This window comes from Mycobacterium sp. IDUB_5, from assembly GCF_055419565.1.
Genome location: NZ_JBVAXX010000003.1, coordinates 288,040 through 310,892, shown reverse-complemented (window position 1 = coordinate 310,892; position 22,853 = coordinate 288,040). Strand labels below are relative to the sequence as shown.

The following is a 22,853-nucleotide window of genomic DNA, read 5'->3' as shown; positions in this document are numbered from 1 at the left end:
ATGGCCGAGACGCGCGTACACGACACACTGATCGTCGGGGCCGGATTCACCGGTCTGGGGGCGGCCATCAAGCTCCGGCAGGCAGGCGTCGAGGACGTCGTGATCGTCGAACGTGCCGACGACGTCGGCGGGACCTGGCGGGACAACACCTATCCCGGAGTGGCCTGCGACATCCCGACGATGCTGTATTCGTTCTCGTTCGCCCGTAATCCGGCGTGGTCGCGCATGTACCCCTCCGGCGGCGAGATCCGGAAACACATCGAGGATCTCACCGAGCACCACGGACTGCGCCGGCTGATCCGATTCGGCACCGAGGTCACCGGCCTGAGCTTCGCCGGGGACACCGGAGTGTGGACGGCAACGGTCAACGGGCGCAGGAAGATCCGCGCCCGCACGGTCGTGCTGGCCTCCGGACCGCTGGCCGATCATCGCCTTCCCGACATCCGGGGAATCGATACGTACACGGGCACCACGATCCACAGCGCTTCGTGGGATCACGATTTCGACGTCACCGGCAAGAGGATCGGTGTGATTGGCACCGGCGCCAGCGCCGTGCAGATCGTTCCCGAACTGGTCAAGGACGCAGCGTTCGTCAAGGTGTTCCAGCGCACCCCAGGCTGGGTGCTTCCCCGGCCCGACGTCGGCATCCCTGACGCAGTCCAGCAGCTGTTCGCCAAAGTTCCTGCGGCACAGGAGCTCACCCGTCAGGCGTTGTTCTGGGGGCACGAGGCCTGTGCGGCCGCTCTGGTGTGGAACACCCCGCTGACCGGGCTGGTGTCGGCGTTGGGCCGGGCTCATCTGCGTCTGCGCGTCAAGGATGCGTGGCTGCGCCGCCAGCTCACCCCCGACTTCACCCCGGGGTGCAAACGGATGCTGATCTCCAACGACTACTACACCGCTCTGCAACGGGAGAACTGCAAACTCATCGACTGGCCGATCGCCACGTTGAGCCCCGCCGGTATCCGCACCGCCGACGGGATCGAGCACCATCTCGACGCGATCGTGTTCGCCACCGGTTACGACGTGCACCTGTCCGGTCCGCCGTTCCCCGTCACCGGGCTGGGAGGCCGCTCGCTGCAGCAGGACTGGGCGGAACACGCCGAGGCACACAAGAGCGCCAGCGTGCACGGCTATCCGAACCTGTTCCTGATGACCGGCCCCAACTCCGGGCCTGGTCACAACTCGCTGCTGGTCTACATCGAAGGGCAGATCGACTACGCGGTGGCGGGCATCACGACGATCCTTGCGGAGAATCTGCTGTACCTCGACGTCCGCGCCGATGTGCAGCGCCGGTACAACGCCGGAATCCAGCAGCGGCTGGCCGCGACGACGTGGATGTCGGGTTGCCGCAGCTGGTATCTGACCGCCGACGGCTTCAACGCGTCGATGTATCCCGGACTGGCGACACAGTATCTTCGACAGATGCGCCAATTCCGGTTCGACGACTATGCCGCGGTGGCACACGGCGCGCGGGCACGCGCCGTGTCCTCCACTGCCTGAATGTGATGTCCCAGCCGAAGTCCGGCGGACCGATTCCGACGATTCTGCGGCGGATCCGTCGCGGTTCGCGGGACGTCGTCGAAGCCGCGGTGTCCCAACTGTTCGACGCTGCTGTGCAGCCGCACGGTGTCGCTGAATCCGGTGAGTACCGCATCGACGAACTGGCGCGACTGGGCGGCACGACGACCCGCAACGTCCGCGTCTACCGGGACCGCGGTCTGCTGCACCCGCCACTGAGGGTCGGCCGCATCGCGCTGTTCAACGACACCCACCTCACCAGGCTGCGGCTGATCACGTCGCTGCTCGACCGCGGCTACAACCTCACCCACGTCAACGAGATGCTCTCTGCCTGGGAGCAGGGCAAGGACGTCGGGGACATGCTCGGGTTGGAGTCGGCGATCGCGGGCAGCTGGGCCACCGAGAAACCTCGGCGCATGGGGCTGTCCGAAGCCCGCGACACCATCGGCGACGACGCGGCGTTCGATCGCATGGTCGCCCTCGACATCATCCGTGTCGACGGCGAGCAGGCCACGGTGGTGCGGCCGACGCTGGTCGAGGCCTTCACCGAGATCCACCGCTACGGCGTGACATACGACAGACTCATCGACATCCACGAGCAGGTGAGACCGCTGCTCGATCAGATCAGCGCGATCCTGGTGCAGGCCGGTCTCGACGAGGTCGTCGACAAGATCAACCCGGGCGCCGCGATGCCCGATGACGTCACGGTCGCCGAACTCATCACCACCCTGGTACGGTTCCGCACCCAGGCGGTGAGCGCTGTCAGTGCGACACTGGGCTTTTCGATCGAGTCGGCAGTCGAGACCACGGTCGCGACGATGCTCGCCGATCTGATCGAGAAGAGCGCGCCCGGCAGTTGATCAGGCGCCGAGTGCCGGGCCGATCGTCGTGTTCCAGGACTCCTGCATCTCCGACTCGAACAGACCCCAGGTGTGGGAGCCGTCGGGCCGCACGACGTAGGTCACGGGGATGCCCGCGGCGTTGGCCGCGTCGGCGAAGACCCGCGTGCTGTCGGCGACGATCCGCTCGATGAATCCGCCGGTGATGTTCGGGCCGAAGCCTTCTGGCAGCCGGTCGACCGAACCGACGTTGCCCGAGCCTGACGCGCCGACATAGACCGCGGTGCCGGCCAGCTTGGTGACGTTCTTGGACGGATCGTGGGCCACCCACAGCGGTCCACCCTGCGGACCCCACATGGCATCCGCGTTGGCTCCGCCGCTGCCCAATGTCAGCGCGACCTGCTGGGCGTTGTCAGCCGGAGTCAGGAAGCCGCTGTACGAGCCGACGGCCTTGTACAGGCCCGGGACCTGGATGGCGTAGTCGACCGCGGTGCCGCCGGTGCTGGACAGGCCGCCGACCGCGTTCTTACCGTTGGCTTTGTACTGGGCGTTGATCAGCGGCGGCAGCTCTTTGGTCATGTAGGTCTGGTACTGCTTGCTCGGGTCGGCGACCCAGTCGGTGTACCAGCTGAACGGACCACCCAGCGGGGACACCACGTTGACGTTCTTGTCCGCGAAAAAGCCCTGGATGTCGGTCATCCCGAACCAGCTCTTGGTGCCAGGAGCGCGCGGCCCGTCGAGGTCGTCGCCGCCGTCGATACCGGGCAGCAGATAGAAGGTGGGCGCCCCCGTCTTGGCCGACTTGAACACGTCATTGACGACGACCTTGTTCATCGATGGGGAGAACACCGAGACCTTGTCCCAGCGGTCGTTGATCTTCTCGATGCCGGTGATGTGCGCGCCCTCGGGCTGCGCCTGCGCCGGGATGGACATCCCGAACACGGATATGAGCGAAACGACGAATACAGCAACGATCGCGCCCCCGCGCGTCTGCTTGATCATGACGGAATTCTTACCTTATTTGCGTCAAAAGTGACGTCACTCCCATTCAATCGTCCCCGGCGGCTTGCTTGTGATGTCCATCACAACACGGTTCACTTCGCGCACCTCATTGGTGATGCGCGTCGAAATCCGCTCCAGCACCTCGTAGGGCACGCGGGTCCAATCCGCGGTCATCGCGTCCTCGCTCGACACCGGCCGCAGCACGATCGGGTGCCCGTAGGTGCGGCCGTCGCCCTGGACGCCCACCGACCGCACGTCGGCCAGCAACACCACCGGGCATTGCCAGATCTGGTGATCCAGGCCTGCCGAGGTCAGCTCCTCGCGGGCGATGGCATCGGCGCGACGCAGCGTGTCGAGCCGGTCCGCGGTGACCTCGCCGACGATCCGGATGCCCAGCCCTGGCCCCGGAAAGGGTTGGCGCGCAACGATCTCCTCGGGCAGCCCGAGTTCGCGGCCGACTGCTCGGACCTCGTCCTTGAACAGCAGCCGCAGTGGTTCGACGAGTGTGAACTTCAGATCACCGGGAAGGCCGCCGACGTTGTGGTGGCTCTTGATGTTCGCGGTGCCGGTGCCGCCGCCCGATTCCACGACGTCGGGGTACAGCGTGCCCTGGACCAGGAACTCGACATCACCTTCGGCCGCTCCCAACGCATCCCGCACTGCACCTTCGAACGCCCGGATGAACTCGCGCCCGATGATCTTGCGCTTGCCTTCCGGGTTCGTGACCCCCGACAGCGCCTCGAGGAAGCGGTCGGCCACGTCGACGGTGACGAGATTCGCACCGGTGGCGGCGACGAAGTCCCGCTGCACCTGGGCGCGCTCCCCGGCGCGCAGCAGACCGTGGTCGACGAACACGCACGTCAGCCGGTCACCGATGGCGCGCTGGACCAGTGCCGCGGCGACCGCGGAATCCACGCCGCCGGACAGCCCGCAGATCGCGCGCCCGTCTCCGATCTGGGTGCGCACCTGCTCGACGAGGGCGTCGGCGATGTTGGCCGGCGTCCACGTCGCGTCGATGCCGGCGAACTCGTGGAGGAAGCGGCTGAGGACTTGCTGCCCGTGCGGGCTGTGCATGACCTCCGGGTGGTACTGCACACCCGCCAGTCCGCGCGCCCGGTTCTCGAAAGCCGCCACCGGTGCACCGGAACTGGTGGCCACCACGTCGAACCCGGCCGGGGCCTCGGTGACCGCGTCACCGTGGCTCATCCAGACCGGCTGCCTGGCCGGCAGGTCCGAATGCAGTTCTCCGCCGACCACATTCAGCTCGGTGCGGCCGAATTCACTGGTCCCGGTGTGCGCGACGGTGCCTCCGAGCGCCTGGGCCATCGCCTGGAACCCGTAACAGATGCCGAACACCGGGATGTCGAGGTCGAACAGCGCGGGGTCGAGTTGAGGCGCGCCCTCGGAGTACACGCTGGCCGGGCCGCCGGACAGCACGACCGCGCGCGGGTTGCGGGCCTTGATCTCGTCGACGGTCGCGGTGTGCGGGATGACTTCTGAGAACACCCGCGCCTCGCGCACCCGGCGTGCGATCAGCTGGGCGTACTGGGCACCGAAATCGACCACCAGTACCGGGCGGGGAGCAGCGGAATTCACCCGCACAGTCTAGTGGGGAGCCTCCGACGTCAGGCGCCCTGCGCTTCCGCTGTGGTGGGATCGCGCCGGTTGACCGTCTCGGCCGACACCCCCCAGTCCAGAGCGGCGGGTGCGCCCGCGGGCACCACCGGGTGGGAGGGCTCGATCGGATCCAGCTGACGGTAGGGCTCACCCTGCGCGGGCCGCTGATCTTTCTCGCCCTTGTTCGGCCACAGCGAGGCGGCGCGCTCGGCCTGCGCGGTGATCGAAAGCGAGGGATTGACACCGAGATTCGCCGAGATGGCCGACCCGTCGACCACCGAGAGCGTGGGGTAGTTCCACACCCGATGGTAGGGGTCGATGACTCCGTGCTCGGGACTGTTGCCGATGACCGCCCCGCCGAGGAAGTGCGCGGTGAGCGGGATGTTGAACAGCTCGCCCCAGGTTCCGCCTGCGACGCCGTCGATCTTCTTGGCGATGCGGCGGGTCACCTCGTTGCCGACCGGAATCCACGACGGGTTCGGTTCGCCGTGGCCCTGCTTGCTCAGGTAGCGGTGGAAACCGAAGCGGGTCCGCTTGGTGAACGTGGTGATCGAGTTGTCCAGGTTCTGCATGACGAGCGCGATCATCGTGCGCTCGCTCCACCGGCGAGGATTGAGCAGGCGCAGCGTGCCCTTCGGATCCTCGCGAGCGGTGCGCACCAACTGCTTCCAGCGCGGCACATCAGTGCCCTCCGGCCCGGAGCCGTCGGTCATCAGCGTCTGCAGCAGCCCCATGGCATTGGAGCCCTTGCCGTACCGGCAGGGTTCGACGTGGGTGTCGGAGGTGGGGTGGATCGACGAGGTGATCGCCACGCCGTGGGTGAGGTTCAAATCGTCGGCCACCTGCAAGCGCCCGGCCCCGACGATCGACTCGGAGTTGGTGCGTGTGAGCTCGCCGAGGCGGCGGGAGAGCTTCGGCAGCCGGCCGGTGTCGCGCATCTTGAACAGCAGCCGCTGCGTGCCGTACGTGCCTGCGGCGACGATGACGTGGTTGGCGGTGAAGGTGCGGCGAGTGCGACGCACCCAGCTCCCCGTACGGACCGTACGGACCTGCCAGGTACCGTCGGGGCGCTCGCTGAAGTCGGTCACCGTGGTCATCGGCTCGATGCGCGCGCCCGCCCGCTCTGCGAGTGCGAGGTAGTTCTTCACCAGCGTGTTCTTGGCGCCGAAGCGGCAGCCGGTCATGCACGATCCGCACTCGATGCAGCCGGTGCGCGCCGGGCCGGCGCCACCGAAGTAGGGATCGGGAAGGAGCTGGCCGGGGGCCTTCTCGCCGTCGGGGCCGAAGAAGACGCCCACCGGCGTAGGCACCCAGGTGTCGCGGCAGCCCATGTCCTCGGCGACCTCCTGCATGATGCGGTCGGCGTCGGTGACGGTCGGGTTCGTGACGACGCCCAGCATCCGCTGCGCCTGGTCGTAGTGCGGCAACAGCTCGGAACGCCAGTCGGTGATCTCGCGCCATTGCGGATCGTTGAAGAACGGCTCACGCGGCACGTACAACGTGTTGGCATAGTTCAGTGAGCCGCCACCGACGCCGGCACCCGCCAGGATCATGACGTTGTTCAGCAAGTGGATGCGCTGGATGCCGAACATGCCGAACCTCGGCGCCCACAGGAACCGGCGCAGGTTCCACGACGTCTTGGCGAAGTCAGGGTCCTCGTAGCGCTTGCCCGCCTCGAGTACCAGGACCCGATAGCCCTTTTCGGTGAGTCGCAGCGCGCTGACGCTGCCGCCGAACCCCGAACCGATGATCACGACGTCGTAGTCAGGTTCCATGGCGTCCATTATGAACTTACTGACCGGTAGTTTCTAGACAGGTTGCCCTAATTTGTAAAGCTCTCCTTCGGCGGGCGCTCATGACTCAGTTACCGACGGTCAACCCGACCTTCTGGAACTCCTTGAGATCGCAGTACCCGGCCTTGGCCATCGACCGTCGCAGACCTCCGACCAGGTTCAGTGAGCCGAACGGATCGTCCGACGGACCACCGAGCACCTGCTCGAGCGACGGACGCTCCTCGGTCGCCACCTGCAGCAGGGCGCCGCGCGGCAGCGACGGGTGCGCGGCCGCGGCCGGCCAGAACCAGCCACCGCCGAGCGCCTCGGCCGCCGATGCGAGCGGGGTGCCGAGCACGACGGCATCGGCGCCGCAGGCGATCGCCTTCGCCAACTCACCGGAGGTGTGGATGTCGCCGTCGGCGAGGACATGCACATACCGGCCGCCCGTCTCGTCGAGATACTCGCGCCGCGCGGCGGCGGCGTCGGCGATCGCGGTGGCCATCGGCACGCTGATGCCGAGCACCTCGTCGGACGTCGTCACCCCGACCGTGGAGCCGTACCCGACGATCACGCCGGCCGCCCCCGTCCGCATCAGATGCAGCGCGGTGCGATGGTCGAGCACGCCGCCGGCGACCACCGGCACGTCGAGCTCGGAGATGAACGTCTTCAGGTTCAGCGGTTCCCCGTCGGAAGCGACTCTCTCCGCGGAGATGATGGTGCCCTGGATGACCAGGAGGTCGATTCCGGCAGCCACCAGCGTCGGCGTCAGCGCCTGCGCGTTCTGCGGCGACACGCGCACCGCGGTGGTGACCCCGGCTTCCCGAATCCGCGCCACCGCGGCTCCGAGCAGATCGAGATCGATTGGTGCAGAGTGCAATTGCTGCAGCAGCCGAACCGACACCGACGGATCGGGTTCCTTGGAGGCCGCCTCGATGACCTCGGCGATGCGCGCCTCGACATCGGCGTGACGGCCGATCAGGCCCTCGCCGTTGAGGATGCCCAGCCCGCCGAGGCGGCCGAGTTCGATGGCGAACTCCGGAGACACCAGAGCATCGGTCGGGTGGGCGAGCACCGGGATCTCGAACCGGTAGGCATCGAGCTGCCAGGAGGTCGAGACGTCCTTGGACGATCGGGTGCGCCGTGACGGCACGATGTTGATGTCGCCGAGCTCGTAGGTACGGCGCGCGGTTCGGCCCATGCCGATCTCGACCATGTCTCGCATGTTGTCCACTCCCCTGTAGATCCCGCGACGACCCTAACGGGTGGTGTAGTTGGGGGCTTCCACCGTCATCGTGATGTCGTGGGGATGGCTCTCTTTGAGACCAGCCGCGGTGATCTGCACGAACTGCGCCTGCTGCAGTGCCTCGATGGTGGCCGAGCCGGTGTACCCCATGGCCGCACGCAGCCCGCCGACGAGCTGGTGGATGACCTGCGAGAGCGGTCCGCGGAACGGCACCCGGCCCTCGATGCCCTCGGGCACCAGCTTGTCCTCCGACAGCACGTCGTCCTGGAAGTAGCGGTCCTTGGAGAAGGAGCCGCGCAGATTGCCGCCCGCGCCGCGACCCTGCATCGCTCCCAGCGAGCCCATGCCGCGGTAACTCTTGAACTGCTTGCCGTTGACGAAGATCAGGTCACCGGGCGATTCGGCGGTGCCGGCCAGCAGCGAGCCGAGCATGGCCGTCGACGCACCCGCAGCCAGCGCCTTGGCGATGTCACCGGAGTACTGCAGCCCGCCGTCGGCGATCACGGGCACACCGTGCGGCGCACAGGCGGCGACGGCTTCCAGAATTGCCGTGATCTGCGGAGCGCCGACCCCGGCGACCACGCGGGTGGTGCAGATCGAGCCCGGTCCGACGCCGACCTTGACCGCGTCGGCACCCGCTTCGACCAGCGCCGCGGCCGCCGCACGCGTGGCGACGTTGCCGCCGACGATCTCCACGCGGTCGCCGATGGTGACCTTGAGCCGGTGCACCATGTCGAGAACACCGCGGTTGTGGGCGTGCGCGGTGTCGACGATCAGCACGTCCACGCCGGCGTCGGCCAGCGTCATCGCGCGCGACCACGCGTCGTCGCCGACGCCGACCGCCGCGCCGACCAGCAGCCGCCCGTCGCTGTCCTTGGTGGCCAGCGGGAACTGCTCGGTCTTGACGAAGTCCTTCACCGTGATGAGACCGGTGAGTTTGCCGTTCCCGTCGACGATCGGCAGCTTCTCGATCTTGTTGCGGCGCAACAAGCCCAGTGCGGCTTCGGCCGAGACACCTTCCTGCGCGGTGATCAGCGGGGCCTTGGTCATGACCTCACGAACGGCCTTGGACTGGTCGAGCTCGAAGCGCATGTCGCGGTTGGTGATGATGCCAACGAGCTGGCCCGCGTTGTCGACCACGGGCAGACCCGAGATGCGGAACCGCGCGCACATCGCGTCGACCTCGGCGAGCGTGTTGTCCGGCGAGCAGGTCACGGGGTCGGTCACCATGCCGGCCTCGGACCGCTTGACGGTTTCCACTGCGGAGGCCTGCTCGGCCGCGGGCAGATTGCGGTGCAGCACCCCCATGCCGCCGGCGCGGGCCATCGCGATCGCCATCCGCGACTCCGTCACGGTGTCCATCGCCGAGCTGACCAGCGGCACCTTCAGCCGGATCTTGCGGGTCAGTTGGCTGGATGTATCCGCTGTGGCGGGAATCACATCGGAGGCGGCGGGCAGCAGCAGGACGTCGTCGAATGTGAGGCCGAGCATGGCCACCTTGGTCGGATCATCGCCGCCGGTGGGCACCGGCACGGCCAGGGGAATGCTGCTCTCGGCGATCGACATGGGAGCCTCCAGTAACCAGACACGGGACAGGCCCTTCGATCCGGAGACGAACGCGACCTGAAAGCCCATCTTATCGGCATCAAGCACGTCATTTGTGTTCGCCATGACGTGCCGCGCGAGTGCTGGCGCGATACCCGCAGGGCTGCGTACTCTTGTGGCGTGCGAGACCACCTGCCACCAGGATTGCCGCCTGACCCGTTCGCCGACGACCCGAGCGACCCGTCGGCAGCACTCGATGCACTGGAGCCGGGGCAGCCGCTGGATCCGCAGGAACGCACCGCCGTGGAGGCCGACCTGGCCGACCTGGCTGTTTATGAAGCGCTGTTGGCGCACAAGGGAATTCGCGGGTTGGTCGTCTGCTGTGACGAGTGCCAGCAAGACCACTACCACGACTGGGACATGCTGCGCGCCAACCTGCTGCAGCTCTTGGTCGACGGCACCGTACGGCCGCACGAGCCGGCCTACGATCCCGAGCCGGATTCGTATGTCACGTGGGACTACTGCCGCGGGTACGCCGATGCGTCGCTGAACGAAGCGGCCTCGGAGTCCGACGGCTATCGCTGAGGGCTGAATTCCTCGCCCGTCAGCGGGGCGCCTCCGGGACCACCGGCAGGATCGTCGTGGTCGGTAACGCAGGAACTGCGGGCACGACGGGCTCCACCGCGCTCGGCGGAATCGCGACGATCGGCGCGGATGTATTCGCCGGAGGCGCTACCGCCGTCGGTGCTGCCGTTGTCGTCACCCGCGGTGCCGCGGTCGTCGTCGACTGTTGCACCACCACCGAGGTCGTCGTGGTCGGCGGGACGGCCGCCGCCGACGTCGACGCCGGGGACGAGCTCGTCGGGGCGGCAGTCGTGCGCGACGTGGTCGACGACGGAGCCGGCTGCTGCGTGGTCGACGTCGGAACCGCAGTGCTCGACGGTGTCGCAGCGACCGACGAGGATGCTGCCGACGACGGCGTCGTCACCGCGGTCGACGACGGGGCCTCGCTCGACGTGGCTTCGCCCGAGGTGGTGGTCTCGGCTGGAGAGGACGGCGTCACCGACGTGGTCACCGATGTCGTCTCCGAAGACCCTGTCACAGACGTCGTGTCCGACGGTGAGGTCGGAAGAACAGCGCTCGGGTCGATGCTCACCACCGGGAACGTGGGCAGCGGTGCACCCGGCGCCACTGTCGCGGCGGGATTCTGAGCCTCGACCTTGACGGTCAGCTCCTGCCACTGGGACACCAGCTCAGCCTTGCGCTGGTCGTCGCCGACAGTCGCGACGGTCGTGGTGACCGCCTCGAGCTTGGCCTGGGCGCCCTGCCAGTCACCCTGCTCGATCAGCTTCTGGACCTGCTGCATCTCGGTCTGCGCGGCCAGGGCGACTGCGTCGTCGCGGGTCTGCGCCTGCTCGCCGAAGAGCACAGTACGCAAGCCGTACAGCGCATCACCCGGGCCGGAGCCTGCGACCACCGCGCCGAACCCACCCAGGCACAGCACTGCAGCCGCCGCCGAGCCGACCACGGCCAGCGACACCCGGCGCCGCCGCCCCGGCGAACTCACGCGATCGAGGGCCGAGGCGGCGTCCTGCAGCGTCAGCACGTCGTTCATCGGCGTCTCGCGTACGTCGTCGCGCCAGCCGGCCAACAACTGCGCCAATTCCGCGTCGCCGCGGTCGGTGGAGTAGACGGGCTGCTGCCCGGCCAGCGCGTCGAGGAACTGATCGGTGCGGTTGATCTCGTTCAGCGACGGATCTCCCCCGCTGTTGTTCCAGCGTCCGAAGTCAGGCATGGTCACGTCCCGTCGCCATGATCTCCGTCTTCAAGCGAGACAGCGCGCGGTGCTGGGCCACCCGGACCGCACCCGCTGTGCTGCCGACCGCCTCGGCGGTCTCTTCGGCGCTCATGCCGACGACGACCCGAAGGATCAGGATCTCGCGCTGCTTCTCGGGAAGGATCTGCAGGAGGGCGTTCATCCTGGCCGACGCCTCGGAGTCGATGGCCATCTGCTCGGGACCGGCCTCGCCGGAGAAGCGTTCCGGCACCACCTCCATCGGGTCTGCCTTGTTACGTCCGGCGGCCCGATGTGCGTCGGCAACCTTGTGCGCTGCAATGCCGTACACAAAGGCCAGGAACGGTCGTCCCTGATCCTTGTACCGCGGCAGCGCGGTGATGGCAGCCAAGCACACCTCCTGAGCAACGTCATCAGCTGAGAGACCGCTTCGTTCCGCGGTTCCCACTCGCGCCCGGCAATAGCGGACGACGAGGGGGCGGATGATCTCCAGCACCTCCCGGAGTGCATCCCGGTTGCCGGCGATGGCTTCTGCCACGACAGCATCGAGACGTTCTCCCGAAATTGTCATCGTGAGCAGGCTCTCCAGCGTTACGTCAGGGACACCGAATCGGAGGTGTCAGTTGTGTGGCTCAGCTAAACAATAACGACCACTGGGGGCGCAGCCCCGTTAGCGCGAGCGCCACACGCCGCCCCGTCTGATCACGGTTTCGGCGCAACTCCGACGAATGTCCGTGACCTCGCGCTCGGAACTGTTCACACTCCCGATGCCCTCGAGCAGCGAAGCGGCTGCCCAGCGCAACGGGACGAGGCCGTGCTCGGCGGTCTGCGCGAGGACGCGATCGCCGTCCTCACGGGCGGCATCGAGGTCGCCGGACGCGCAGTGCGCCGCGGCCCGCACAAGTAGCGACTTGACCCGGTGTCGCACCGACGGTGTGTGCTCGGCCAGCTCGACGGCCCGCTCCGCGTGGCCGAGGGCGGAGGCGTCGCCCCGGGCCATCGCCAGCTCCGCAGAGACCCACGCCAGGCGGATCGGGAGCCGGGCCGACGGCGTTGCCGATACGAGGTCGGCGGCGCGGCCCAGCGCCCGCTGTGAGGCCGCGAACCGTCCGACGCCCAACGCATCGGCGGCCAGCCCGATCAGCGCGTCAGCGCCCGCGTCGCCGGCGCCGTTGGACAGCCTCCATGCGGCACCGTCGTGGGAGCGGGCGCGCTCGTGCCAGCCGAGCTGGCGCCGGAACGAGCCGCGGATACTCAGCGCCAGAGAGGCGAGCGGCCCGCGTTCGGCGCGGCGCAGCAGCTCATCGAGATCCGCTTCGGCCGCGGCGTAGCGACCCTGGCCACCGGCGGCGACGGCACGCAGCCACAGCCCGTGGGGAGTGTTCGCAGCTGCCAGCGGCCACGCGCCGGGGTTGCTACCGAACGCTGCCACGTCTGGATCGAAGACCATGTCGAGAGCCGACGCTATCAACAACGGCCAATCTGTTCTGCCCGTCAGTTAACAGTTCATGCTCGCCGTGTTACGAACATGAAAACTGATCGACGGGTGTCGAGTTCTGTTCTGTCAGCGCGACATTAACTGACCGGGTCAAATGACGCCGAACGGCGCGGTGAACCGCAAGCGTTTATCACCTCCGTCGTTGCGAACGAGTCGCACCGATGAACGCGGTGTTAAATCTCGCCTGGGCCGTATGCGCTTTCGCACAGGGGAGGCTATTGACGGAAATTCCGGAGCCCTTCTACGTTGTGTGCACGAGTGGTCATCGGCGACTTGGCTCGGATCTATTCCACGACTGACGCATCCATTGAGGTTTCGACAAATGGGATGTGCCGAGAGGGGTTTCGCAATGCCACAGCCGCAGCAGCTTCCCGGTCCGAACGCCGACATCTGGGATTGGCAGATGCAGGGGCTTTGCCGGGGAGTCGACTCCTCGATGTTCTTCCATCCCGACGGCGAGCGTGGTCGTGCCCGCGCACAGCGTGAGATGCGTGCCAAGGAGATGTGCCGCAGCTGCCCCGTGATCACCCAGTGCCGCTCACATGCGCTCGCTGTGGGTGAGCCCTACGGCATCTGGGGCGGCCTGAGCGAGTCCGAGCGCGAACTCCTGCTCAAGCGCGGAATTCGCCGCTCCGCCTGATCGTCCCGAAACCCCCCGGGACGGCCGGAGCCGAGGTTAGGCTCGGACCGCAAGGCCTAGCTGCCACCCCCGGGGGTCACAGGGATGAGTACCGCCGCTGAGCGCGCCACACAACTCGAGCTGGTGGCGCGCCTGAAATCCGCTTTTCCCGAGTTGCCCGACGCTCCCCCGCCCGACCTACTCGATTCCGCGCGAATCAAGGCCTATCTCAAGCCTGTTCACGATGTCGGCGGTGAGCCCGACGCTCCCATGAAGTACGAGAACAAACAGTACGAACAGTGGGAAGAGCTCACCTACGTCATGTGCGAGGTGCTCGCCGCGCGCGGCATCTGGCTCTCCGAAGAGCGTCGCCGGATCGGCAACGTCGACGTGGGCCGCGCCGAGTATCTGGGGCTGCCGTACTACGGCAGATGGCTGCTCGCCGTGGCCCGGGTGCTCGTCGAGAAGCACCACGTCAGCCTCGGCGAGCTCAGCGAGCGCATGGCTGAGGTGGCGCAGCGCTACGCCGGCGGACTGGCGGGCCGCGCCCCGGAGGCGCAGCCGAGATCGCACGGTGACGGTGCCGACGTCGCCCGCAACGCTCACCACCGGCACGCCGTCGGCAAAGGTGACCCTCAGGTCTACGCCGGACAGGCCGGTCCCCCGCGCTTCTCCGTCGGCGATGAGGTGGTCGTACGCGACCTCCCGGTGATCTTCTACACCCGCACCCCCGAATACGTGCGCGGCGCGGCGGGGCGCATCGCCACCGTGGCCTACGAGAGCCCGGCGGCCGAGGACGAGACCTGGGACCGGCCCGACGCGCGCCCGGAGTGGTTCTACGTCGTCGAGTTCACCCAGAGCGAGCTCTGGGACGGCTACACCGGCACCGCCGCGGACACACTGCGTACCGAGCTACCCGAGCGCTGGCTTGCGCCACGCTGAATTGCGCTGTCCGAGAGGGGAATCCGACTGTGTCTCACGACCACGACCACGACCACGACCACGAACGCACCGTCAAGCCCATGGTCGACGAGATCACCGATTTCGAGGTGTTGGAGATCGCACTGCGCGAACTGTGCATCGAGAAGGGGATCTTCACCGCGGAGGACCACCGGCGGTTCACCGAGTTCGCCGAGCAGATCGGCCCGACGCCCGCCGCACGGCTGGTGGCCCGGGCATGGCTGGATCCGGACTTCGCACAGCTCGCGCAGACCGAACCGATGGCCGCCAGCAAGGAGGTCGGCGTCGACTGGATGGAACCGACCGGATTCGGAACACCCAGCGATTTCACCGCTTTCGAGATCCTGGTCGACACCCCCGGTGTGCACCACGTCATCGTGTGCGCGTTGTGTTCGTGCTATCCCCGACCGATCCTCGGGAACTCGCCCGAGTGGTACCGCACGCCCAACTACCGCCGTCGGCTGGTGCGTTGGCCCCGTCAGGTCCTCGCCGAGTTCGGGCTGTATCTGCCCGACGACGTCGAGGTCCGGGTGCAGGACTCCAACCAGAAGCACCGCTTCATGGTGATGCCGATGCGGCCCGCCGGCACCGAGGGCTGGACCGAAGACCAGTTGGCCGAGATCGTCACCCGCGACTGCCTGATCGGCGTCGCGCTGCCCAAGCCAGGGGTGACCACCAACGTCGTCACCGACACCCGGCCCGCGCTGCACCCGATCGCGGAGTGACGGTGGACAGCTCAGCGTTGCGCGGCATGATCGATCGCGATCAGATCTGGCCGCGCATGGCCGCGAAGTACGGCGTCGACAACCCGGTGCCGCCGTGGAAGACCAGCCTGGACGGGTTGTGCGACGCGCTGGACCGCGCCGCCTGTGACGGAGGCGTGCCGACGTTCAAGGAGCGCCGCGACGAGGAGGACGCCCTCGTGGCGACCACCTACTCCGATCTGCCGTACCCCGAGAACCAGCTCGTCGCACTCACCCACTCGCTGCTGGCGCGCGGGGTCATCTCCGAGGCCGACCTTCAGCAGCGGATGGCCGCCGTGCGAGCCCGGCTGGAAGCCACCTAATCCGCAGAGCTCAGCGGCGAGCGTCCCGCCAGCTTGAGGTTTCGGTTCGTGCGCCGCGCCTGCAGGCGCCGCCTGCGGACCTTCCACGAACTCCACTCCCCGAGCGTCACGCCCGCGGCCAGCGCCGTGCCGATCGCGAAGGCGCCCAGCACCGACGCGAAGCCCACGGCACTCTGATCGTTGAGGATCGCGTAGATGCCGTGCAGCAGGGACAGACCCGGCAGCAGCGGCACGATGCCCGCGATCGACACGACCATGGGCGGGGCCAGGTTGCGGCGCTCCATGAGCCGGCCGACCAGTCCGATCGGCACCGCCGCCACGAACGACGCCACCACAGTGCCCAGGCCCGCGCCCTGCGCGAGCAGGAACGCGATGGTGCCCGCCGCCCCACCGAAGGCGGCCGCGATAGCCGCCGAGCGTTCGGCGTAGCAGGCCAGTGCATAGGCCGCCGCGCTCGCGGCGCCGAACGCGACGCGGGCAGGGAACTCGGCGATGGCAGGGGGCGAGTGGGCGTCGATGGCCACGAACGGCGCGCCGAAACGGTTGGCCAGGTGCAGCACCAGAGCCACGCCGGCGATCGTCGCTCCCGTCATCATCACCAGCTCGAAGAAGCGTCCGGCAGCCGTGACCGGCGCACCGCTGATGACGTCGCCGACCGACCCCACCAGGGACAGTCCCGCGAGCAGCACGACCAGGCCGGCCGCGATGGCCACGCTGGGCTCGAAGTGCAGACCCAGTCTGGGGCTGAGCCAGTACAGGATGATCGGCGGCGCGGCAGCGATCGCACCGCCGACCGCGTACTGGAAGAAGAAGGGAAGGCCGTGCCGATTGAGGCGGCGGTTCACGCGGTCGATGGTCATGGTGCTCAACGCGCTGACCACGCAGGCCAGCCAGCTCGCGCCGAGCGTGCCTGCGGTGGCGAACGCCAGCGCACCCCAGGCCAGGGTGGCGATCCACCGGCGATACGGGTGCGGGGCGATGATGATCTGGTCGAGTTCGGCGCGAGCGTCGCTCGGCGAGATCTCACCGGCACGGATCTTGGTGATCAGCCGGTCCACAGCCGCCAGCCTGCTGAAGTCGATGGAGCGCGACTGCACGATGTGCAGGGTGCTGACCGGTGACGACGGTCCGCGATACGCGGCGATGTGGATCGTGGTGTTGATGACGTCGACCTCACAGCGTTCGACGCCGTAGGCCGACGTGATCGCGGTGACCTGATCCATCGTGGCGGTGGCAGGTGTGCCCGACGCCATCAGGATGGCGCCGATGTTTCCGGCCAGGTCGAGCACGTCACCGACGCGCGCGTAGTAGGCGTCGTCGATGTCGGCCGTCGATGCCGGAAGCCGCGGCATGGCGCCGGTCGGCGGGTCGGTCTCCCGCACGATCCGGCTCAATAGCCCCCGCTGGCGTGACTGCGCGCCCACGGCTGTGCCCTCCTGGTTCTGTGGATTCGCTCATCCGTCTCGGTCATGAGCAAAATCCATTTTACTCATGGCAGGCTCGATGACCAGGGCCTGGCAGGGTGAGTGTGGGCACATCACCCTAGGGTTGGACCGTGGCCACGCGTGAGATCTCCTCGACGGGTGGCCGACTGCTGGTCAGTGAGGTCGACGGGCTGATCCAGGCCCGCGGGGTGCGGTATGCGACGGCCGATCGTTTCGCGCCGCCGTTCCCCGTTGTCGCGTCACCCGACGTCGTCGACGCGACCGCGCGTGGCCCTGCCTGCCCTCAACTGCCGTCGCGGCTGGGTTTCCTCACCGGGCCCGTGGGCGACGAACTCGAAACGAGCGAGCAGTGCCAGGTGCTGAGCGTGACCGCCCCGGCAGACGCGACCGACCTGCCGGTGATGGTGTGGTTCCACGGCGGCGCTTACGTGTCGGGGAGCGGTGAAGCCGCCAAGTACGATCCCGACGCGCTGGTGCGCGAAGGCCGGGTGATCGTCGTTCGGGTGAGCTACCGGCTCGGCATTCTGGGCTTCCTCAACCTCGCCGACGCGGGCTGCGAGAACCTCGGGCTGCAGGACCAGATCGCCGCGCTGCGGTGGGTGCAGGACAACATCGCCGCGTTCGGCGGTGACCCTCGACGAGTCACGGTGTTCGGCCAGTCCGCGGGCGGCTATTCGGCGCTGGCGTTGATGATGTGCCCGGAGACCCAGACCTTTTTCTCCCGGGCGATTCTGCAGAGCGCACCGCTGGGCGTACACGGCGTGGACCGCACCGCGATGGTCTCGGCCATGCGGGAGGCGGCAGTGGCACGGCTGTCGGGCGTGGCACCGGACACTGCGGACATCGGGCTGCTGCTGGAGGCGCAGGTGGCCGCACTGACTGCCGCTGCGCCGTTCGGCATGATCGGCAAGATGCCGTTCGCCCCGACGGTGGGACAGGCGCCGATGGGTGCGGCGATGACGTCCGCGGCGTCGCGCGTCGAGATTCTCGTCGGGTACACCCGCGACGACGCGCTGCCGTTCGTCATGCTCGACCCGCGCGGCGCGCGGTTGCGCCGGCTGGCAGCAGTCGGAGGCGCGGCGTCATCGGCGGTGGGACGCGTGATCACGCGGCAGATGTTCGGGGCCCCCGCGATCGCGCTCGCCGCATCCTGGCGCGCGGCCGGCGGGCGGGCTCACACCTACCGCGTCGACTGGACCCCGGGCCCGTTCGGCGCATGCCACTGTATCGAGGTTCCGCTGCTGCTGGGTTCGCGCGAAACATGGTCGGACGCACCGATGTTGGGCGCGAGCGGGGTCGACGACGAGTTGGCGGTGCGGATGCGCGCGCAGTGGAGTGCGTTCGCGCACGGGGACGTTCGCGACGATCGGGTTCCGATCTCGACCTCGTGACGTCGATCTCGTCAGCCCGCGTCGTCGCTGTACTGCGGGTAACGCGGCAGATAACCGCGCGCGTGCGCAACCGGAGCGAGTACTGCGGCGAGCCTGCTCGCCACGTGTCCGGCAAATCCCGGGGTACCGATGCCATCACGGTAGGCGTGGGCTATCGACATCAGCTGCAGGAATTTCGGCATTTGCGTCTTCGGGTTGACCTTGCCGTCCCGGGCAAGACCGAACCACGTCTCGAAGAATGTCTCCATGTCGAAGGCAGGGCTCAACGTGACGACGACGGTCGCGGGCTCGTCGAAAGGATTGCCCCAGACATGCCCGACGCCCCGAGGCACCACGATCGTCTCACCGGTCTCGGCGATTCGGCGTTTACCGGCCACCTCAATCTGCACCCGACCCTGCATCACCTGGAATTCCTCGGGTCCCCCGGGATGGGTGTGTGGTCTCGGCAGAAATCCTCGGGGAGCCATCTCGAACCTCGCCTTCAGGAAGGCACCGCCGGTGGTTTCAGCAGTTTCGAGGAATGTCATGCTCTCACCACTGAGCGGATGATTGATCGTCTCGCCGACACGCGCCACGACCGCCCCCTGGGTTGCCATCCCTGATTGAGAAAAGTATCGACCGACGGCTCGGACTTGTCACTTGTTGCTAACTCAACGAGCGCCGCTGCTAACCGCTGTCCGTCGGGTCCAGACCAAAGACCGCTGTGGGAGCCGACTTGCCCTTCAAGGCGTGGAACCCGCGATCGATCAGGACGGGCGGACGGGAAGCCAGCGCGTCGACGGTCCGCTGGGTCAGAAGGATGGGGTCGCCCGTGATCTTGGTGAGCTGTTCGACGCGGGCAGCGACATTCGTCGTATCGCCGATCAGGGTGAACTCGAGATGATGACCACCACCGATCGTGCCGGCGATCACGGGACCTGTGTTGATGCCCGTTCCTATCCGCAACTCGCCGCCGAATTGCCGGGCGACGAGCCGATGGATCTGCACCGCGGCGTGCACTGCGGCATCGGCATGGTCCGCAAGATCGTTGGGAGCGCCGAAGACCGCCATCGCGCCGTCACCGAGGAATTTGTTGACGTGACCACCAGCGTCGACAACGGCCGGCACCACGATCTCGAAGAGTGCGTTGAGGCGGGCGACGGCGTCCTCGGCGGTGTTCCTCTCGGCGAACGGGGTGAAGTCACGGATGTCGACGAACATCACCGTCACCTCGCGACGTTCGCCGGTGAACACGTCGTCACCCTGCTCGAGCAATCGCGCGGCGAGAGCGGGGTCGACGTAAGCGCCGAATGCTGCCTGAAGTCGTTGCCGCTCAGCCAATCCCGCCTGCATGCGGTTGAATGACGCTGCCAGCACCCCGAGATCGTCGTCTTGAACCACCGGCACCCGTTTGCCGTAGTCGCCGGCGGTGACGCGTTCGGTTCCCTCCGCGAGATCCCGAATGGGCCGCATCGACGGTGAGAACCCCACGCCGACGACCATCGGGATTCCGAACCCGACGGTCATCGCACCGCCGATCCCGAGAAACACGAGCGGCTGTGGGCTGGCCCCGACGATCGCAGCTGCCAACATCGCGCCCTCGACGGAAAAGATGAAGGCAGTGCCCAGGACCGTCATGCTCGACCACGCGGCGATCGTCGGGCGAGATCGCGGTAGGGAGTCGCCGATGTTCGTATCACCCGCGATCGCAAGGCGCGCGGGCCGAGTCGTTGCCTCCAACATGCTGTGCACACTGATGAGGTAGGTGGCGGTTCCGACGGCGGCGCCGAGCAATCCGTACTGCACGAGGTGTGATCCGTCCGCCCCAACGAATACGCCGACGATCACCGACATCACGGCGAAACCGACCGCACCCAACCACACGGCACGCAGAGCCGCGCTACGGGCGAAGCTGTAGGTTGCCTCCAGCGCCATTGCCCGATCGACGTCGTGACCGCCCGCCCATTGTTCGACAGGGCGGTAACGCTTGCGGTCAGCGAGCCCCGCATACGCATTGATCCCCAGCAGGACGGCGAGTGTGATGACGACCGCCTCGACGTAGTGGCGGGATCCTTCGAGACCGACGATGAGAAACGAAAAGAAGAGGTAGATCGGCAGTCCCACCGGCACGACGACGGCCAGCCCCGCCCAGCGATGCCTCGCCCCGAACCGGTCCCACGCCCACTGCCAGATGCGGTCCATGCCCGGAGACTAGATCCCGAGCATTCAGCGGTGGACGAAAACACCCCCGGTCCGCGGGGACCGGGGGTGTTTCGCACTCAACTCCTAGTGGTGGTGATGGCCATGTCCATGGCTGTGGCCATGACCGTCATCCTGCTGCTCGGCCGGCTTGTCGACGACCGCGGTCTCGGTGCTGAGCACCATGCGTGCCACCGATGCCGCGTTGACGACTGCGGACCGGGTCACCTTGACCGGATCGACGACGCCGTCGGCGATCAGATCCCCGTACTCCAGCGTTGCGGCGTTGAAGCCCTGTCCCGCAGGCAGTTCCGAGACTTTGTTGACGACGACCGAACCGTCGAGTCCGGCGTTGGTGGCGATCCAGTACAGCGGCGAAGACAGCGCGGCGGCGAACACGCCGACGCCGAGCGCCTCGTCTCCGGAGAGCTCCGCGCGCAGCGTGTCGAGTGCACCGCGGGCTTGGACCAGCGCCGCGCCGCCACCGACGACGACACCCTCTTCGACGGCAGCCTTGGCTGCGGCCACGGCGTCCTCGACGGCTTCCTTGCGCTTCTTGAGGTCGGTCTCGGTGGCTGCGCCGACCTTGATGACCGCAACACCGCCGGAGAGCTTGGCCAGCCGCTCCTCGAGCTTCTCCCGATCCCAGTCGGAATCGGATGCCTCGATCTCCGCACGCAATTGCGACTTGCGGCCGTCGATCGCGTCCTGGGTGCCACCGCCGTCGACGATCACCGTGCTGTCCTTGTCGACGACGACGCGGCGCGCGGTACCGAGCACCTCGAGGCCGACGTCGCGAAGGATCAGGCCGACGTCGGGGTTGACGACCTGTCCGCCGGTGACGACCGCGAGGTCGTCGAGGAAGGCCTTGCGACGGTCACCGAAGAACGGCGCCTTGACGGCGACAGCCTTCAGCGTCTTGCGGATCGCATTGACCACCAGCGTCGAGAGAGCTTCGCCCTCAACGTCTTCGGCGACGATGAGCAGCGGCTTGCCGGCCTCGGCGACCTTCTCCAGCAGCGGCAGCAGGTCGGGAAGCGAACTGATCTTCTCTCGGTGCAGCAGCACCAGCGCGTCCTCGAGAACTGCTTCCTGGGAATCGAAGTCGGTGACGAAGTAGGCCGAGACGAAGCCCTTGTCGAAGCCGACACCTTCGGTGATCTCCAGCTCGGTGTTCATCGTCGAGGACTCCTCGACGGTGACGACGCCGTCGGTGCCCACCTTGGTCATGGCCTCGCCGACCAACTCACCGACGAGCTCGTCACGCGAGGACACGGTGGCGACCTGTGCGATGGCCTTCTTGTCGGCGACCGGGGTGGCCGCAGCCAGCAGCGCCTCGGACACGGCGTCGGCGGCCTTGCTGATGCCCGAACCGAGGGCGATCGGGTTGGCGCCTGCCGCCACGTTGCGCAGGCCGGCCTTGACGAGCGCCTGAGCCAGAACGGTGGCGGTGGTGGTGCCGTCGCCGGCGACGTCATTGGTCTTGGTGGCCACCGACTTGACCAGCTGTGCCCCGAGGTTCTCGAACGGATCCTCGAGATCGATCTCTCGGGCGATGGTCACGCCGTCGTTGGTGACGGTCGGTCCACCCCAGGCTTTGGCGAGCACCACGTGGCGACCGCGGGGACCCAGCGTCACCTTGACCGCGTCGGCGAGCTTGTCGACGCCTGCTTCCATGGCGCGACGCGCGGTTTCGTTGAACTCAATTTGCTTACTCATGAATGTCTTTCCCTAGGACGGGTGTAACGCGCACCGCCCCGGACATCACCCGTCGATGCGGGAACGTCCGGGGCGGAACACGATTCGCTTACTTGGAGACGACAGCCAGCACGTCGCGGGCCGAGAGGATCAGGTACTCCTCGCCGTTGTACTTGATCTCGGTGCCGCCGTACTTGCTGTAGATGACCACGTCGCCCTCAGACACGTCCAGAGGAATCCGCTTCTCGCCGTCCTCATCCCAGCGGCCGGGGCCTACTGCGACGACGGTGCCTTCCTGCGGCTTTTCCTTGGCGGTGTCGGGGATGACCAGACCGGAAGCGGTCGTGGTCTCGGCCTCGTTGGCCTGTACGAGGATCTTGTCCTCGAGTGGCTTGATGTTGACTGCCACGATTGGAGCCCCTTCACTGGAGATATTGATGTGGGTGTGCGTACACGGCGGTCAGTGACCGCCCTCGCGCCGTCGTCGCGGGTGCCGACACAGGGCTGAACCGACTGCCACCTAGCACTCTATACATGCGAGTGCTAGGTGCTCAAGGTTGGGGCTCGTGTGTGCGCCCCGAGCGAACGGCAGCGGGTTCATCCACAGCCTGCTCGTTATCCACAGGCTGGGATTTTGCCGCGCCCGACCGGGCCGCCCGTCGGT

The 22,853-nt window shown here is 67.4% G+C and carries 21 protein-coding genes; 8 read left to right on the top strand and 13 right to left on the bottom strand.

Features of this window, described 5'->3' with window-relative positions; genetic code table 11:
* On the top strand, positions 1-1,500 hold the full coding sequence (locus ACZY1G_RS10840) for a flavin-containing monooxygenase (RefSeq protein WP_463822361.1): 1,500 nt from the start codon (positions 1-3) through the stop codon (positions 1,498-1,500).
* A gap of 5 nt (positions 1,501-1,505) precedes the next feature.
* Entirely contained in the window at positions 1,506-2,378 is an 873-nt protein-coding gene (locus ACZY1G_RS10835) for a MerR family transcriptional regulator (RefSeq protein ID WP_463814260.1), read from the top strand.
* On the opposite strand, the gene ACZY1G_RS10830 is transcribed toward ACZY1G_RS10835, so the two are convergent.
* The 5 genes from ACZY1G_RS10830 to guaB all read right to left on the bottom strand — a co-directional run bounded on the left by ACZY1G_RS10830 (position 2,379) and on the right by guaB (position 9,560).
* Positions 2,379-3,359 (bottom strand): alpha/beta hydrolase, encoded by a 981-nt coding sequence (locus ACZY1G_RS10830; RefSeq protein ID WP_463814259.1) that lies wholly within the window; start codon positions 3,357-3,359, stop codon positions 2,379-2,381.
* Between the two features lie 36 nt (positions 3,360-3,395).
* Positions 3,396-4,955 carry a glutamine-hydrolyzing GMP synthase gene (guaA, locus tag ACZY1G_RS10825; protein WP_463822360.1) on the bottom strand — a complete coding sequence of 520 codons (1,560 nt, stop codon included), beginning with the start codon at positions 4,953-4,955 and terminating at the stop codon, positions 3,396-3,398.
* A 29-nt stretch (positions 4,956-4,984) separates the two neighbouring features.
* Positions 4,985-6,751 carry a GMC family oxidoreductase N-terminal domain-containing protein gene (locus ACZY1G_RS10820; protein ID WP_463822359.1) on the bottom strand — a complete coding sequence of 589 codons (1,767 nt, stop codon included), beginning with the start codon at positions 6,749-6,751 and terminating at the stop codon, positions 4,985-4,987.
* 85 nt (positions 6,752-6,836) lie between these two features.
* The gene (locus tag ACZY1G_RS10815) at positions 6,837-7,964 is read right to left on the bottom strand and encodes a GuaB3 family IMP dehydrogenase-related protein (RefSeq protein WP_463814866.1); all 1,128 of its coding nucleotides are present in this window, start codon (positions 7,962-7,964) and stop codon (positions 6,837-6,839) included.
* Positions 7,965-8,006: 42 nt separating this feature from the next.
* Positions 8,007-9,560 carry an IMP dehydrogenase gene (gene guaB / locus ACZY1G_RS10810; RefSeq protein WP_463814865.1) on the bottom strand — a complete coding sequence of 518 codons (1,554 nt, stop codon included), beginning with the start codon at positions 9,558-9,560 and terminating at the stop codon, positions 8,007-8,009.
* A 159-nt stretch (positions 9,561-9,719) separates the two neighbouring features.
* On the opposite strand from guaB, the gene ACZY1G_RS10805 reads away from it, so the two are divergent.
* The gene (locus tag ACZY1G_RS10805; RefSeq protein ID WP_043406106.1) at positions 9,720-10,124 is read left to right on the top strand and encodes a DUF5319 domain-containing protein; all 405 of its coding nucleotides are present in this window, start codon (positions 9,720-9,722) and stop codon (positions 10,122-10,124) included.
* Between the two features lie 19 nt (positions 10,125-10,143).
* Here ACZY1G_RS10805 and ACZY1G_RS10800 read toward each other — a convergent pair whose 3' ends face one another.
* The 3 genes from ACZY1G_RS10800 to ACZY1G_RS10790 all read right to left on the bottom strand — a co-directional run bounded on the left by ACZY1G_RS10800 (position 10,144) and on the right by ACZY1G_RS10790 (position 12,784).
* Positions 10,144-11,334 carry an anti-sigma-D factor RsdA gene (locus tag ACZY1G_RS10800; protein WP_463822358.1) on the bottom strand — a complete coding sequence of 397 codons (1,191 nt, stop codon included), beginning with the start codon at positions 11,332-11,334 and terminating at the stop codon, positions 10,144-10,146.
* Entirely contained in the window at positions 11,327-11,905 is a 579-nt protein-coding gene (locus tag ACZY1G_RS10795; protein ID WP_463814255.1) for a sigma-70 family RNA polymerase sigma factor, read from the bottom strand. The genes ACZY1G_RS10800 and ACZY1G_RS10795 overlap by 8 nt, the downstream gene beginning before the upstream one ends.
* Before the next feature lie 99 nt (positions 11,906-12,004).
* Positions 12,005-12,784 carry a hypothetical protein gene (locus ACZY1G_RS10790; RefSeq protein WP_463822357.1) on the bottom strand — a complete coding sequence of 260 codons (780 nt, stop codon included), beginning with the start codon at positions 12,782-12,784 and terminating at the stop codon, positions 12,005-12,007.
* Between the two features lie 397 nt (positions 12,785-13,181).
* On the opposite strand from ACZY1G_RS10790, the gene ACZY1G_RS10785 reads away from it, so the two are divergent.
* From ACZY1G_RS10785 to ACZY1G_RS10770, 4 genes are all read left to right on the top strand, one after another.
* Positions 13,182-13,472 (top strand): WhiB family transcriptional regulator, encoded by a 291-nt coding sequence (locus ACZY1G_RS10785; RefSeq protein WP_043406099.1) that lies wholly within the window; start codon positions 13,182-13,184, stop codon positions 13,470-13,472.
* Positions 13,473-13,556: 84 nt separating this feature from the next.
* The gene (locus tag ACZY1G_RS10780) at positions 13,557-14,393 is read left to right on the top strand and encodes an SH3-like domain-containing protein (RefSeq protein ID WP_463814253.1); all 837 of its coding nucleotides are present in this window, start codon (positions 13,557-13,559) and stop codon (positions 14,391-14,393) included.
* An 80-nt stretch (positions 14,394-14,473) separates the two neighbouring features.
* Positions 14,474-15,136 carry a thiocyanate hydrolase subunit gamma gene (gene scnC / locus ACZY1G_RS10775; protein ID WP_463814864.1) on the top strand — a complete coding sequence of 221 codons (663 nt, stop codon included), beginning with the start codon at positions 14,474-14,476 and terminating at the stop codon, positions 15,134-15,136.
* 26 nt (positions 15,137-15,162) lie between these two features.
* Positions 15,163-15,477: a thiocyanate hydrolase gene (locus ACZY1G_RS10770; protein ID WP_463814863.1), complete on the top strand. Its 315-nt coding sequence runs from the start codon at positions 15,163-15,165 to the stop codon at positions 15,475-15,477.
* Here the strand turns inward: ACZY1G_RS10770 and ACZY1G_RS10765 are convergent.
* Positions 15,474-16,859 (bottom strand): threonine/serine exporter family protein, encoded by a 1,386-nt coding sequence (locus tag ACZY1G_RS10765; protein WP_463814252.1) that lies wholly within the window; start codon positions 16,857-16,859, stop codon positions 15,474-15,476. The genes ACZY1G_RS10770 and ACZY1G_RS10765 overlap by 4 nt on opposite strands.
* A 173-nt stretch (positions 16,860-17,032) precedes the next feature.
* Here ACZY1G_RS10765 and ACZY1G_RS10760 point away from each other — a divergent pair, with 173 nt between their 5' ends.
* Entirely contained in the window at positions 17,033-18,313 is a 1,281-nt protein-coding gene (locus ACZY1G_RS10760; RefSeq protein WP_463814251.1) for a carboxylesterase family protein, read from the top strand.
* Positions 18,314-18,324: 11 nt separating this feature from the next.
* Here the strand turns inward: ACZY1G_RS10760 and ACZY1G_RS10755 are convergent, their stop codons facing one another.
* The 4 genes from ACZY1G_RS10755 to groES form a co-directional block, all read right to left on the bottom strand.
* The gene (locus tag ACZY1G_RS10755; RefSeq protein WP_463822356.1) at positions 18,325-18,840 is read right to left on the bottom strand and encodes a cupin domain-containing protein; all 516 of its coding nucleotides are present in this window, start codon (positions 18,838-18,840) and stop codon (positions 18,325-18,327) included.
* Positions 18,841-18,979: 139 nt separating this feature from the next.
* Positions 18,980-20,494, bottom strand: a complete 1,515-nt coding sequence (locus ACZY1G_RS10750) for an adenylate/guanylate cyclase domain-containing protein (protein WP_463822355.1) — start codon at positions 20,492-20,494, stop codon at positions 18,980-18,982.
* 84 nt (positions 20,495-20,578) lie between these two features.
* The gene (gene groL / locus ACZY1G_RS10745; RefSeq protein ID WP_463814249.1) at positions 20,579-22,210 is read right to left on the bottom strand and encodes a chaperonin GroEL; all 1,632 of its coding nucleotides are present in this window, start codon (positions 22,208-22,210) and stop codon (positions 20,579-20,581) included.
* Between the two features lie 88 nt (positions 22,211-22,298).
* A complete protein-coding gene (gene groES, locus ACZY1G_RS10740) occupies positions 22,299-22,601 on the bottom strand; it encodes a co-chaperone GroES (RefSeq protein WP_032668542.1) in 303 nt (100 codons plus the stop codon).
* Positions 22,602-22,853 lie beyond the last annotated feature (252 nt).